General features: G+C 71.9%; 8 protein-coding genes. 5 read left to right on the top strand and 3 right to left on the bottom strand.

Features of this window, described 5'->3' with window-relative positions:
- The first annotated feature begins 51 nt into the window (after window positions 1-51).
- The gene (locus tag ACZ6TI_RS20640) at window positions 52-3,042 is read left to right on the top strand and encodes an AfsR/SARP family transcriptional regulator (RefSeq protein ID WP_465346704.1); all 2,991 of its coding nucleotides are present in this window, start codon (window positions 52-54) and stop codon (window positions 3,040-3,042) included.
- On the opposite strand, the gene ACZ6TI_RS20635 is transcribed toward ACZ6TI_RS20640, so the two are convergent.
- Window positions 3,031-3,501, bottom strand: a complete 471-nt coding sequence (locus ACZ6TI_RS20635; RefSeq protein WP_465346703.1) for a hypothetical protein — start codon at window positions 3,499-3,501, stop codon at window positions 3,031-3,033. The genes ACZ6TI_RS20640 and ACZ6TI_RS20635 overlap by 12 nt on opposite strands.
- A gap of 126 nt (window positions 3,502-3,627) precedes the next feature.
- On the opposite strand from ACZ6TI_RS20635, the gene ACZ6TI_RS20630 reads away from it, so the two are divergent.
- Window positions 3,628-6,882 carry a TIR domain-containing protein gene (locus ACZ6TI_RS20630; RefSeq protein ID WP_465346702.1) on the top strand — a complete coding sequence of 1,085 codons (3,255 nt, stop codon included), beginning with the start codon at window positions 3,628-3,630 and terminating at the stop codon, window positions 6,880-6,882.
- 4 nt (window positions 6,883-6,886) lie between these two features.
- Here the strand turns inward: ACZ6TI_RS20630 and ACZ6TI_RS20625 are convergent, their stop codons facing one another.
- Window positions 6,887-8,344 (bottom strand): sigma-70 family RNA polymerase sigma factor, encoded by a 1,458-nt coding sequence (locus tag ACZ6TI_RS20625; RefSeq protein ID WP_465346701.1) that lies wholly within the window; start codon window positions 8,342-8,344, stop codon window positions 6,887-6,889.
- Window positions 8,345-8,519: 175 nt separating this feature from the next.
- Between ACZ6TI_RS20625 and ACZ6TI_RS20620 the strand changes: the two genes are divergently transcribed.
- The 3 genes from ACZ6TI_RS20620 to ACZ6TI_RS20610 are packed head-to-tail and all read left to right on the top strand — an operon-like array spanning window position 8,520 to window position 13,334.
- Entirely contained in the window at window positions 8,520-10,559 is a 2,040-nt protein-coding gene (locus ACZ6TI_RS20620; RefSeq protein WP_465346700.1) for a family 43 glycosylhydrolase, read from the top strand.
- 10 nt (window positions 10,560-10,569) lie between these two features.
- Window positions 10,570-11,838 carry a glycoside hydrolase family 10 protein gene (locus ACZ6TI_RS20615; RefSeq protein WP_465346699.1) on the top strand — a complete coding sequence of 423 codons (1,269 nt, stop codon included), beginning with the start codon at window positions 10,570-10,572 and terminating at the stop codon, window positions 11,836-11,838.
- 20 nt (window positions 11,839-11,858) lie between these two features.
- Window positions 11,859-13,334 (top strand): non-reducing end alpha-L-arabinofuranosidase family hydrolase, encoded by a 1,476-nt coding sequence (locus tag ACZ6TI_RS20610; RefSeq protein WP_465346698.1) that lies wholly within the window; start codon window positions 11,859-11,861, stop codon window positions 13,332-13,334.
- On the opposite strand, the gene ACZ6TI_RS20605 is transcribed toward ACZ6TI_RS20610, so the two are convergent.
- Window positions 13,331-14,311 (bottom strand): NADPH:quinone reductase, encoded by a 981-nt coding sequence (locus ACZ6TI_RS20605; protein WP_465346697.1) that lies wholly within the window; start codon window positions 14,309-14,311, stop codon window positions 13,331-13,333. The two genes, ACZ6TI_RS20610 and ACZ6TI_RS20605, sit on opposite strands and share 4 nt — an antisense overlap.

Here is a 14,311-nt window from a genome sequence, read left to right as displayed (position 1 = left end):
GAAATCTTGAATCCCCTGGTCGGGGCGATCGGAAGGGTGTGCTGAGGTCAGTTGACGGCGGAGTTCGGAGTTCTCGGCGCGGTGGAGGCCAGGATCGACGGCATCTCCGTCGACCTCGGACATGCCCGGCAGCGATCCGTGCTCGGGGTGCTGGTCGCCGAGGCGGGCCGCCCGGTCACCGTCGATCAGATGGTCGACCGGGTCTGGGGTGAGGGCGCCCCGCAGCAGGCCGTCGGCGCGCTCTACAGCTATGTGTCGCGGCTGCGGCGGGCGGTCGCCGGCGCCCCCGAGGTGGAGATCAAGCGGCAGCCCGGCGGCTACCTGCTGACCGCCGACCCGTGGACCGTGGATCTGCACCGGTTCCGCCGGCTCGTCACGCAGGCCCGGGCGGCCGAGTCGGACCAGTCGGCCGCCGACCTGATCACCCAGGCCCTCGACCTGTGGCGCGGCGACCCCTTCGCCGGCCTGGACACCCCGTGGCTGAGCGCGATGCGGCAGATGCTGCTCGACGAGCGGTTCGGCGCCGAACTCGACCGCAACGACATGCTGCTCCGGCTCGGCCGGCACGGTGAGCTGCTGCCGGCCCTCTCCGCCGCCGTCGCCGAGCACCCGCTGGACGAGCGCCTGGCCGAACAGACCATGCTCGCGCTCTACCGCTGTGGCCGTCAGTCCGACGCCGACGAGCAATATCGCCGGATCCGCGGCAGCCTCGCCGACGAGCTGGGCAGCGATCCGGGCGCCGGCCTGCGCCGGTTGCACGAGCGGATCCTCGCCGCCGACCCGGCCCTGGTCGCTCCCGCCGTCGTGGCGGTGGAGAACCGCGCGCCCTCGGTGGTGGTGCCGGCGCAGCTCCCGGCGGACGTGCGCGCGTTCACCGGTCGCACCGGCGAGCTCTCCGAGCTCGACCGCCTTCTCTCACCCGAGGGTGACGAGCCGCCGCTGACCGTCGCGCTTCTTTCGGGTACGCCCGGAGTCGGCAAATCCGCCCTCGCGGTGCACTGGGCGCACCGTGTCCGCGACGAGTTCCCGGCCGGCCAGCTCTATGTGAACCTGCGCGGCTACGACGCCGAGCAACCGGTGGCGGTCGCCGACGCGCTGGCCGGTTTCCTGACCGCTCTCGGCGTGCGCGGCACCGAGATCCCGCCGGGCGTCGACGAGCGCGCCGCCCGCTTCCGCTCCGAGCTGACCGGCCGCCGGATGCTGGTGCTGCTGGACAACGCGTCCTCGGTCGAGCAGGTCCGGCCGCTGCTGCCCGGCACCGGGTCGTGCCTGGCGCTGATCACCAGCCGCGACTCGCTGCCCGGCCTGGTCGCGGTGCTCGGCGCCGAGCGGTTCAACCTCGACCTGCTGCCGCTGGCGGACGCGATCGCGCTGCTGCGCCGGCTGATCGGCGACCGGGTGGACCGCGAGCCGGGCGCCGCGGCCGACCTGGCCGCGGCCTGTGCCCGGCTGCCGCTGGCCCTGCGGATCGCCGCCGAGCTGGCCGCGGCGCGCACCGACGTCGACCTGGCCGGGCTGGTCGCCGAACTGGGCGACCATCAGGTGCGGCTCGACCTGCTCGATGCGGGCGACCCGCGGGCCGAGGTGCGGGCGGTCTTCTCGTGGTCCTATCAAAACTTGCCGGTCGAGGCGGCTCGGGCGTTCCGGCTGCTCGGGCTGCACCCCGGCGAGAGCGTGCACGTCGACGCCGTGGCGGCGCTGACCGGCGGCACCACGAGCGAGGCCCGGCGCCAGCTCGGCGTGCTGGTCCGGGCCAGCCTGGTCCAGGCGGGTGCCGGTGGGCGCTACCGGATGCACGACCTGCTCCGGGCGTACGCCGGAGAACTGGCCACCGTGCATGACGCCGAGCCGGACCGGAACGCGGCCTTGACCAGGCTTTTCGATCACTACCTGGACGGTTCGGTGGCAGCGATGAAATCGCTGTTCCCGGAGGAGACGCCGACTCCCGGAGATCCGGAGGCGGCCCGCGCCTGGATCGAGGCGGAACGGCCCAACCTCGCCGCCACCTGCACCTACGGCGCCGCGCACGGCTGGCCGCGGCACACCATCGCGCTCGCCGACACGCTGTTCCGCTATCTCGACGCCGGCGGGCCGGTCGCCGAGGCGGTGACCGTCACCTCCGTCGCGGTGGCGGCGGCCCGCGCGCTCGGCGACCGGGACGCGCAGGCCCGGGCGCTGTCCAACCTCGGCCGGCTGCATCGGCGGCAGGGTCGCCTGGCGCACGCGGCCGAGACCTACCGCCAGGCCCTCGAGCTCTATGCCGACCTCGGCGAGCAGGCCGCCGAGGCGGTGGCGCTGCGCAACCTGGGCAGCGTGCACTGGCGGCTCGGCGACTACCGGCAGGCCGCGGATCACTACCGGCGGGCCGGTGCACTCCACCGGCAGCTCGGCGACGAGGCCGGGCAGGCCGACGCGCTGGTCCGGCTCGGCCTGGTCGACGAACGGCTGGGCGACCGCGGCCGGGCGGCGGAGCGGCTGCGGTCGGCGCTGGAGCTGATCACCCGGCTCGGCGACGGGTTCAGTGAGGCATACGTGCTCTCGCTGCTCGCCCGGCTGGCCGGGCAGCCGGACGAGCTCGAGCGCACCGCGGTCCAGCTGGAGCAGAGCGTCGCCCTGGTGCGGCGGGCCGGCGACCGCACCGCGGAGGCTTATGCGCTGACCGACCTTGCGGCGGTCCAGGCCCGCGGCGGCCGGCTCACCGAGGCGGCCGGTCATCTGCGCCGGGCGCTGGTGCTGCACCGGCGGATCGGGGACCGGGCCAGCGAGGCCGAGGCGCTCAACGACCTCGGCCAGGTGCTGCGCGCCGCGGGCGACGCGGGAGAGGCCCGCAGCCAGCACGGGCAGGCGCTGGTGCTGGCGCAGGAGATCGGCGACCGCTATGAGCAGGCGCGCGCACACGACGGGCTCGCGGTGGCCCTCGGGGTCACCGGCGACGCCGAGCGCGCCCGGCCGCATCTCGAGCTGGCCCGGCGGATCTTCACCGAGCTCGCCGTGCCGCCCGCGCCGGTCAGCCCCTTCCCGGTGGCCGTCTCAGGCCCGTGACACCCCGTCGACCCAGAGCACGGTGACCGGGCGGCCGCGCTCCCGGGCATATGCCACCACGTCCGCCGTGCCGCCCAGGCCGCGCGCCGGGTGGCCGTCCCAGATCGCGAAGAGGTGGTCGCAGCGGTCCACCAAGGCCTGCCCGGCGGCCAGATAGGCGTGCTCGGAGGGCTTCGGATAGGGCATCGTGATCACCGTGCGGGCGGCCCGCCGGAGGTCCTCGAACCGCGCCCGGCTGTCCGGCACCAGCGAGCCGGCGTATTCCTCGCAGGGCAGCACCACCTCGAGCGTGCCGCCGGCCGTCAGCACGTGCTCGGCGAAGAGCTGATCGGCGCCGTCGGCCAGGCTCGACACCCCGTGCAGCCCCGGGCCGGTGGGCAGCGACCGCCGCCAGTGGTCCTCCGCGCAGTGCACGACCTCCGGCGGGAGAACCCGGTGACCGGTGACACCGAACCGCACATCGACCCCCGTAAGCAGGCACTTCCTCGCGACGGACCATGACGATACGGTCTCCGCGCTTTTCTCGGGGGGCACCACCGTGGAGAATCTGTCGGCTGGACGCGTCGACTGCCGGGGGACAATGCGATGACCTTCAATGGTTTCATCTCGTACAGTCATGCCGCGGACGGGCGACTGGCTCCCGCGGTGCAGCGTGGACTGCACCGGCTGGCGAAGCCGTGGCATCGACGCCGGGCGTTGTGGATCTTCCGCGACCAGACCGGCCTGGCGGTGACCCCCGGCCTGTGGTCGTCCATCCAGAAGGCGCTCGACGGCTCCGAATACTTCGTGCTGCTCGCCTCGCCCGAGGCCGCCCACTCGCCGTGGGTGAACCGGGAGATCCGGCACTGGGTCGCGAACAAGCCGGCCGACCACATCCTGCCCGTGGTGACCGACGGCGAGTGGGCGTGGGACCGGCAGCGGGGCGACTTCACCATCGGCTCGACCGCGGTGCCGCCCGCGCTGCGCGGGGTGTTCGCCGAGGAGCCGCTCTTCCTGGACCTGCGCTGGGCGCGCGGGGGCGAGCACCTGAGCCTGCAGCACTCCCGGTTCCGGGACGCGATCGCGCAGCTCGCCGCCCCGATGCACGGGGTGAGCAAGGACGAGCTGGAGGGCGAGGACGTCCGGCAGCACCGCCGGGTGCGGCGGCTGCGCTCCGGCGCGGTGGCGACGCTGACGGTGCTGGCGCTGGTGGCGTCGGTGACCGGCGTGTCGGCGGTGCGCAACGCGGACCGGGCCAGGCTGGCGGCCGCGGAGGCGCTGCGCCAGGAGCGCACGGCGATGGAGCAGCGCGGCAGCGCCAGGTGGTTCGCCGAGGAGGCGGCCCGGCAGCAGAAGCTGGCCCAGGAGCAGCAGAAGCGGGCGGCGGACGCGGCGGTGCTGGCGGAGCAGCAGGAGCGGCTGGCGAAGGACCAGCAGGCGCTGGCGGACGCGGCGGCGGCCGAGGCCGACCGGCAGCAGGACCTCGCCGCCAAGGCGGCGCGCGACACCCGGGAGCAGCAGCGGCTCGCCCGCGAGTCGGCCGCGCGGGCGGACGAGTCGGCGGCGCGGGCGCGGAAGCTGGCCACCGAGGCGAAGCGGCTGGGCGAGGAGGCGAAGCGGCTGACCGCCGAGGCGAAGCGGCAGGCCGGGCTCGCGGAGGAGCAGCAGCAACGAGCCGAGGAAGCGGCCGCGGACGCCCGGCTGCAGCAGCGCAACGCCGAGCAGCAGCAGCGGGTCGCGGTCAGCCGGCGGCTGGTCAATCAGGCGAAGGCGATGCTCGGCACCGACCCGAAGACGGCACTCATGCTGGGTGCGGCGGCGCAGAAGATCCAGCCCGCCGTCGAGATCCGCAGCGCGGTCGCCGGCATCCTCACCGCGACGCAGTACGCGGGCAGCATCGGCGACGCCACCGCGGTGTCGACGGCGCCGGACGGCGTGGTCGCGACGGTCCACAACGACGGCGACGTGTCGCTCTGGAAGGTCACCGACCCGTCCCAGCCGAAGCGGCTCGGCGGCCTCAGCGAGCCGGGCGCCGAGGACGGTCTGCTGAAGTTCAGCCCGGACGGACGGACGCTGGCGGTCACCGACCGCACCGGCACGGCCGTGCTGTGGGACGTGACCAAGCGGTCCAGCCCGACGAAGATCGGCCCGCTGCGCAGCGACGTCGGCGTCGCGTCGATGGCGTTCGCCCCGGACGGCCGCACCTTCGCCACCGGTGACGTGGCCGGCAAGGTCATCCTGTGGCGCCTGGGCGGCCGCGGCGGCCCGGCCCGGGCCGGCACGGCGCGCGACTTCAGCGCGTTCCAGGTCGAGGATCTGGCGTTCAGCCAGGACGGCAAGACGCTGGTGGCGAACAAGGACGAGTTCGTGCCGGTCTACGACGTGGCCGATCCCGGCGACCCGCAGCTGATCCGGGACCTGGGCAGATACCTGATGGCGTCGATGGCGTTCCAGCCGAAGTCGTCGTATCTCTACTTCGGCGGCCGGGACGGGACGGTGCACGCCTGGGACCTGAAGGACCCGGCCGAGGTGAAGGAGGCCGGCGAGGTGCGCGGCCTGTCCGGTGGGGTCGCCGCGATGGCGTTCAGCGCGAACGGGCGGGTTCTGGTCGCCGGCGACGACCGTGGCGCGGCGGCGGCCTGGGACACCGGGCTGGCCGGCAGTCCGCAGGTGCTCAGCACGATGACGGCGTTCGGCGGGATCGGCTCGCTGGCGCTCAGCCCGGACGGCGCCCGGCTGGTCACCGCCGACAGCTCCGCGACGGCGACGCTGTGGGACGTGGCGCCCCGGGGCACGCCGGAACACCTCGCCGACGTCGAGGAGACGGACAGCAAGATCACCGCGCTGGCCACGGACCCGGGCGGGCGCTCCCTGATCTCCGCGGGTGCGTCCGGCAAGGCGAGCGTGTGGAACGTCGCCAACCCCACCGATCCGGTGCGCACCGGCCGGCTGGCGATGCACGACGGATGGGTCAGCTCGGTGGCGCTCACCCCGGACGGACGCATCGCCGCGGCCGCCGGGCAGGACGGCCGGGTGACCGTCACGGACGTCTCCGACCGCGACGATCCGAAGAAGCGCGTGATCGTCGACAAGCACGTCACCCGATCGACGGCGGTGGCGCTCAGCCCGGACGGCGGCACCCTGGTGGTCGTCGGCGACCTGACCCGGCTGCTGGTCTGGGACCTGACCCGTGCGGGCGACCCGATGCTGCTGTCCAACGTGGACACCGGCGTTCCGCTGGGCCCGAAGCTGGCGTTCAGCCCGGACGGCCGCACGGTGGCCGCCGGGGCCGGCAAGCGCGAGGTGGGGCTCTGGGACGTGGCGAACCGCGCCGACCCGGTCGAGCTGGCCCGGCTCGCCGGCCACAGCAGCCGGGTTGAGTCGGTCGCGTTCAGCCCGGACGGCCGCACGATGGCCAGTGGCGGCACCGATGCCACCACGATCGTCTGGGACGTCACCGACCGCGCCGATCCGCTGCGGCTCGCCACGCTGACCGGCCAGAACAGCAGCGTGATGTCGGTGGCGTTCAGCCCGGACGGCCGCACGCTGGCGAGCGGCACCTACAGCGGCGCGGCGATCCTCTACGACATCGCCGACCAGTCGGTGCCGGTGCGGCTGGCCACCATCCAGCACTCCAACCGGGACACCGCCCTGATGTTCAGCCCGGACGGCGGCACCCTGGTCACCGGCACCTATTACACCCGCACCGCGACCGTCTCGTTGTGGAGCTATGCCCGGCTGAACAGCCTGCGCGCCGACCCGGCCAAGCAGGCCTGCGCCGTCACCGGACGCGGCCTGACGTCCGGCGAGTGGACGCGGTACGTCCCCGAGTTCCCCCACCAGTCCACCTGCGCCGGCTGAACACCTACCGGCCGGTGAACACGAACGAGGTCTCCCGGACGTAGGCGGCGCCGGGCTGTTCCGGGTCGAGTTCCAGCCGGCCGCCGCGCACCCGCACGAACCGGCCCGGGTAGTTGAACGAGGCGAGCCGGACGCTGCCGGGCTCGACGCCGGGCTCGGGGCAGAACGTGGCGTCCATCTGGAACAGCGGCCCGTCGTCGTCGGCGCCGAGCGTCAGGCGGTAGGAGGCGTGCCGGACGTATCGGCCGTCGGCGACGCGCAACGACCAGCAGTCCGCGGCGGCGATGCCGGGCAGCACGGTGACCGCCAGGCCGGGCCGGCCGGCCACCTCGATCAGCTGATCTCCGGCGAGCGCCACGACGGTGTCCGCGCCGGTCACCGGTCTGATCACGGAGGTGGTGACCGGACCGGGCGGGATGGGCGGGACGGGCGCCGTCGAGCCGGGCCGGGACGCCGGCGGGGCCGGCGCCGAGAAGGGCGCGGCGGTCGTCGGAAGCGCGGATCGCCGGGCGGGCGTGGGGGCGGGAGCGGCGGCGACCGCGCTCGGCTTCCGGGGCTGGTCCTCGGGCAGGGCCAGGTAGGCGCCGCCGGACACGGTCGCGCCGACCAGCACCGCGGCGGCGATCTTGGCGCCGCCGAGATAGCCCAGCCAGCCGGCGGTGCTGCCCGCGCCGCCGGCGAGCACGTCGGTGACCGCACCGGCCGGCACGGACACGGCGGCCGCCCCGGCCAGCAGCCGTTCCAAGGGCACGAATCCGGACCGGACCGTGCCGCACCGGTCGCAGCGGCGCAGGTGCCGCGCGAAGCGTTTGCGCCAGCGAGGGCTCGGCGCGCCGTCCCAGCCGGCGGCGACCGCGTTCAGCTCCGGGCAGCGCGGCTCGGCCCGCAGCGCGGCCACCAGGAGGCGGCTGATCTCGAGTTGCCGGCGCATCCGCTGGATGCGGACGCGGGCGTGCGCGGAGCCGACCCCGAGGGCGGCGACCACATCGTCGCGGGTGAGGTCGCCGGCGACCTCGCGCCACCACAGGGACAGCAGGTCCTGATCGTCGCTATCGAGCCAGTGGGCCGCCTCGGCGACCCGCCGTCGCTGGGCGGACATGCCGAGGCGCAGGAAGGTGACGCCGGCCAGATCCCCGTCCGGGTCGGCGATGTCCGCCGCGTCGTCCAGCGAGGTGACCCGGCCGCTGTCCTGCTGCCAGGCCTGCTGCCGATTGCTGATCTGGTGCATCGCGATGGTGACCAGCCAGGATCGGAAGCTCTCCGGAGTCCGCAGCGTGGGCAGGTCCCGGTGGGCTCGCAGAACCGTCTCCTGCACCACGTCGTCGACGTCGGCGTGACCGTCGAGGGCCTGGCCGACGATGCGGTAGAGGAGGGGCAGATATTCCGCCATCAGTCGTTCCGCCGCCTGCCGGTCACCGGCTCGTGCGGCGTCCACCAGGTCGGTCCGGTTCCTGACCTCCACAGCCCGTCCTCTCCCAGAAAGTGTTACGCGGCGCTCCCGGAATTGGCCGTGTTGAGCGCGTTGAAACATTCTGGCAACATCGGCCCCAGTCGATGGGAGCGTTCCCACGATTGTGCGTCATCTGCACGTTGAGCTGCCGTGACGTCGTTGTTAGCGATAACTTCTGGAGAGAATCATGTCGGCGAAGAGGTGGCTGAGCACGCTGCTCGCCGCGGTGCTGGGCGGTGGCGCCCTCGCGGTGCTGAACGCCTCGCCGGCGTCGGCCGCCACGGTGGATCCGTCTGCCTGGTACGTGTTGGTGAACCGCAACAGTGGTAAGGCGTTGGACGTCTACAACTTGTCGACGGCCGATGGTGGCCGGATCACTCAGTGGTCGCGCAATGACGGTTATCAGCAGCAGTGGCAGTTCGTTGACTCGGGTGGTGGTTATTACCGGGTCAAGTCGCGGCATTCCGGCAAGGTGCTGGATGTTTACAATTTCTCGACGGTCAACGGTGGCGCGATCGTGCAGTGGGCCGACGGGAACGGGCAGAATCAGCAGTTCCGGTTGGCCGACTCGGATGGTGGTCATGTCCGGCTGATCGGGCGGCAGAGTGGCAAGGCGGTGGAGGCGCAGGGTGCTTCCACGGCGGACGGCGCCAACATCGTGCAGTACGACGACTGGGGCGGCGCCAACCAGCAGTGGCAACTGGTGCCGGTCGGCGGCGGTGGAGGCGGCGGCCAGTTCACCAATCCGGTGGTGTGGCAGGACTTCGCGGACGGCGACATCATCCGGGTCGGGGACACCTATTACTACTCGGCCTCCACGATGCACTACTCGCCCGGCGCGCCGATCCTGCGGTCCTACAACCTGGTCGACTGGGAGTACGCCGGGCACTCGGTGCCCCGGCTGGACTTCGAATCGTCCGCCTATGACTTGAGCGGCTCCCGGGCGTACGTCAAAGGGGTTTGGGCCTCGGCCTTCAATTATCGGCCGAGTGACGGCACCTATTACTGGCTCGGGTGCATCGAGTTCAACCGGACCTACGTCTACACCGCGGGCGCCGTGGACGGGACCTGGACCAAACGCTCGCGGCTGCCCTGCTACTACGACGCCGGGCTGCTGTTCGACACCGACGACACGCCCTACGTCGCGTTCGGCAACGGCACGATCAGCGTCGCCCAGCTCACCTCCGACCTGACCGCCCAGGTGCGCGCCCAGCAGGTCTATCAGACCCCGTCGAGCATCGGCACGCTCGAGGGCGCACGGATGTACAAGCGCGGTGGCTACTACTACATCTGGCTGACCCGCCCGGCCAACGGCCAGTACGTGCTGCGCTCGACCAGCCCGTGGGGGCCGTACGAGCAGCGCCAGGTCCTGCTCGACCTGCCCGGGCCGATCCCCGGCGGCGGGGTCCCGCACCAGGGCGGGATCGTGCAGACCCAGAACGGCGACTGGTACTACATGGCGTTCACCGACGCCTATCCCGGCGGCCGGATGCCCACGATGGCGCCGCTGACCTGGTCCGGCGACGGATGGCCGAGCGTGCAGACGGTCAACGGCCGGTGGGCGGTCAGCTATCCGAGGCCGGCCGTCGTCACCTCGCGGACGGTGGCGCCGATGACCGGGCCGGACACCTTCACCGGACCCGCCCTCGGGCACCGGTGGGAGTGGAACCACAACCCGGACACCAGCCGTTTCACCGTCGGCAACGGGCTGCGCCTGCAGACCGCCACGGTCACCGGCGACCTCTACAACGCCCGCAACACGCTCACCCACCGCATCCAGGGACCGGTGTCCACCGCGACGATCGAACTGGACTACTCGTCGATGGCCGACGGCGACCGCACCGGCCTGGCCATGCTGCGCCAGACCTCGGCGTGGATCGGCGTGGTGAAGGCGAACAACGCCACCCGGGTGGTGATGACCGACGGGCTGACGATGGCCACCGGCACCTGGGCCACCACCGGCACCGGAACCGAACGCGCCGCGGCCGCCGTGTCCGGAGGCCGGATCTGGTTGCGGGCCCGCGCCGACATCCAGCCCGGGTCTGGCCGGCAGGCGACGTTCTCCTACAGCACCGACGGCAGCACCTTCCTCCCGCTCGGTCCGGCGTTGACCTTGAACAACTCGTGGGAGTTCTTCATGGGCTACCGCTTCGGGATCTTCAACCACGCCACCCGGGCCCTCGGCGGAGCCGTCACCGTACGCCGCTTCGATCTCACCATCCCCTAGGAGTCCCCGTATGACCGCCCGCACCTCCCCGGGACGGTGGCGTGCCGCCTTCGCAGCCGTCCTCGCCGGTCTGCTCACCGTGACCGGGTTCGTCCTGGCGCGACCGGCCGACGCGGCCTCCACCCTGGGCGCCTCGGCCGCGCAGACCGGCCGTTACTTCGGCGCCGCGATCGCCGCCCACAAGCTCAACGACTCGGTCTACACCGGCATCCTCAACCGCGAGTTCAACTCGGTCACGCCGGAGAACGAGATGAAGTGGGACGCGACCGAGCCGTCCCGGGGCCAGTTCACGTACACCAACGCCGACCGGATCGTGAACCACGCCCGGTCCAACGGGATGAGCGTGCGCGGTCACGCCCTGCTCTGGCACGCGCAGCAGCCGGGCTGGGCGCAGGGCCTGTCCGGCTCGGCGTTGCGCAGCGCCGCCATCAACCACGTCACCCAGGTGGCGACCTACTACCGCGGCAAGATCTATGCCTGGGACGTCGTCAACGAGGCCTTCGCCGACGGCTCCGGCGGCGGCCGCCGCGACTCCAACCTGCAGCGCACCGGCAACGACTGGATCGAGGCCGCCTTCCGTGCCGCCCGGGCCGCCGACCCCGGCGCCAAGCTCTGCTACAACGACTACAACACCGACGGGATCAACGCGAAGTCGACCGGCATCTACAACATGGTCCGCGACTTCAAGTCCCGCGGCGTGCCGATCGACTGTGTCGGCCTGCAATCGCACCTCGGCACCACGATCGACTCGACCTATCAGCAGAACATCCAGCGCTTCGCCGACCTCGGCGTGGACGTGCAGATCACCGAGCTGGACGTGCAGCAGGGCGGCAACCAGGCGAACATCTTCGCCACCGTCACCCGCGCCTGCCTGGCCGTCTCGCGCTGCACCGGCATCACGGTCTACAACGTGTCCACCGCCGATGGCGGCCGGATCACCCAGTGGGCGCGGAACAACGGCAATCAGCAGCAGTGGCAGTTCGTCGACTCCGGTGGCGGCTACTACCGGGTCAAGTCCCGGCACTCCGGCAAGGTCCTGGACGTCTACAACTTCTCCACCGTCAACGGCGCCGCGATCGTCCAGTGGGCCGACGGCAACGGGCAGAACCAGCAGTTCCGGACGGCCACCTCGGACGGCGGCTACATCCGCCTGATCGGCCGGCAGAGCGGCAAGGCCGTCGAGGTCCAGGGCGGTTCCGCGGCCGACGGCGCCAACATCGTCCAGTACGACGACTGGGGCGGCAGCAACCAGCAGTGGCAACTAGTCCGCATCGGATAGTCCTTCTCGAGGAGTTGACCGTGAAATCCCAGAATCCGCATGTACGAAGCCGTTGGCTGGTGGTGCTCTCCGCATTGCTGACGGTGCTGGCCGGTGGCGTTGTCGCGGCGTCCCCGGCGTCGGCCGCCACGGTGGATCCGTCTGCCTGGTATGTGTTGGTGAACCGCAACAGTGGTAAGGCGTTGGACGTCTACAACTTGTCGACGGCCGATGGTGGCCGGATCACTCAGTGGTCGCGCAATGACGGTTATCAGCAGCAGTGGCAGTTCGTTGACTCGGGTGGTGGTTATTACCGGGTCAAGTCGCGGCATTCCGGCAAGGTGCTGGATGTTTACAATTTCTCGACGGTCAACGGTGGCGCGATCGTGCAGTGGGCCGACGGGAACGGGCAGAATCAGCAGTTCCGGTTGGCCGACTCGGATGGTGGTCATGTCCGGCTGATCGGGCGGCAGAGTGGCAAGGCGGTGGAGGCGCAGGGTGCTTCCACGGCGGACGGCGCCAACATCGTGCAGTACGACGACTGGGGCGGCGCCAACCAGCAGTGGCAACTGGTGCGGGTCGGCGGCGGAACCACTCCGCCCCCGGACGGGTGCACGCTCCCGTCCAGCTACCGCTGGTCGTCGACCGGTGTGCTGGCGAACCCGAGGTCCGGCTGGGTCTCGCTCAAGGACTTCACCACCGTTCCGTACAACGGCCGGCAACTCGTCTATGCGACCACCCACGACAACGGGTCGACCTGGGGCTCGATGAACTTCAACCTCTTCACCAACTGGTCCGACATGGCCTCGGCCGGGCAGAACGCGATGTCGTCGAGCACCGTCGCACCCACGCTCTTCTACTTCGCCCCGAGGAGCACCTGGGTGCTCGCGTACCAGTGGGGTGGACCGGCCTTCTCCTATCGGACCTCGAGCGATCCCACGAACCCGAACGGGTGGTCCGCTCCGCAGACGCTGTTCTCCGGCAGCATCACCGGCTCCAACACCGGGCCCATCGACCAGGCGCTGATCGGCGACTCGGCGAACATGTACCTGTTCTTCGCCGGGGACAACGGCAAGATCTACCGCGCGAGCATGCCGATCGGGAACTTCCCGGGCAGCTTCGGCACGAGCTCGACGGTGGTCATGAGCGACACCACGAACAACCTCTTCGAGGCGGTTCAGGTCTACAAGGTCCAGGGCCAGAACCAGTACCTCATGATCGTGGAGGCGATCGGGGCCAACGGGCGCTACTTCCGCTCGTTCACGGCCAGCAGCCTGGGCGGTTCGTGGACGCCGCAGGCCGCGACCGAGAGCAACCCCTTCGCCGGCCGGGCCAACAGCGGGGCCACCTGGACCAACGACATCAGCCACGGCGAGCTGGTCCGGGTCAGCGCCGACCAGACCATGACCATCGACCCCTGCAACCTGCGGCTGCTCTACCAGGGCCGGGACCCGGGTTCGGGCGGCGACTACGGCCGCCTGCCCTACCGCCCGGGTCTGCTCACCCTGCAACGCTAATCCGGGATCCGCACCAGGACGCGGGCGCGGCTGCCCTCGTCGACCCGGTCGTGGGCCTGCGCGGTCCGGGACAGGGGGAGTGGGGCGCCGGCGACGATGGTGAGGTCGCCGGCGCCGGCCGCCCTGGTGAGGTCGGCGGCGGCCCGCTGCTTCGCCTCGGCGGGGAAGTCGTCGCTGCCGAGCAGCCGGATGGTGATGTTGTCGAACAGCATCGGCCAGAACGGGAAACCGGGCCGGTCGTCGCGGCTGGCATAGGCCGCGATGACGGTGTGGTTGTGGGCGACGGCGGCGTCGAGGTCGGCGTTGTCGGAGAAGGCGACCTCGATGATCCGGTCGACGCCGCCGGGGGCATGCGCCTTGATGGCCTCCGCGGCGTCGGCCTGATCGAGGGAGACGGCGTGCTTGACGGCCGGACCGGTGACGTGGACGAGGTCGCCGGTCCGGCGGACGGTGCCGATGACGGTGGCGCCGTCCCGGTGGGCAAGCTGTGCGGCCAGCGCACCGACGCCGCCGAGGACGCCGTGGACCAGCACGGTGCGGCCGGAGACCGGACCGTCGGCGAACACGGCCCGGTGGGCGGTGATGCCGGGAATGCCGAGACAGGCGCCGATCTCGTCGCCCACGTTGTCGGGCAGGTCGACGGCGTTCGCGTCGGGCACGACGGTGAACTGGGCAGCGGTGCCGGAAGCCCGGTAGGACTGGGCGCCCCACACCCACACCCGCCGGCCGATCCGGCCGCGAGCGACGCCGTCGCCAACCGCGTCGATGGTGCCGGCGCCGTCGCTGTGCGGGATCACGCGCGGATAGGGCATCGACGAGCCGAGCCAGCCGCGACGCTTCTTGGTGTCGCCGGGGTTGACGCCCGAGTGGGTCAGGCGGACGCGGACCTCGCCGGGGCCGGGCGTGGGATCGGGCAGCTCGCCGACCTGCAGCACGTCGTCGGCGGCGCCTTGCCGGTCATACCAGACTGCGAGCAC

The sequence above is a fragment of the Actinoplanes sp. NPDC051388 genome (assembly GCF_055586225.1).
This window is presented reverse-complemented; position numbering and strand designations above follow the sequence as displayed.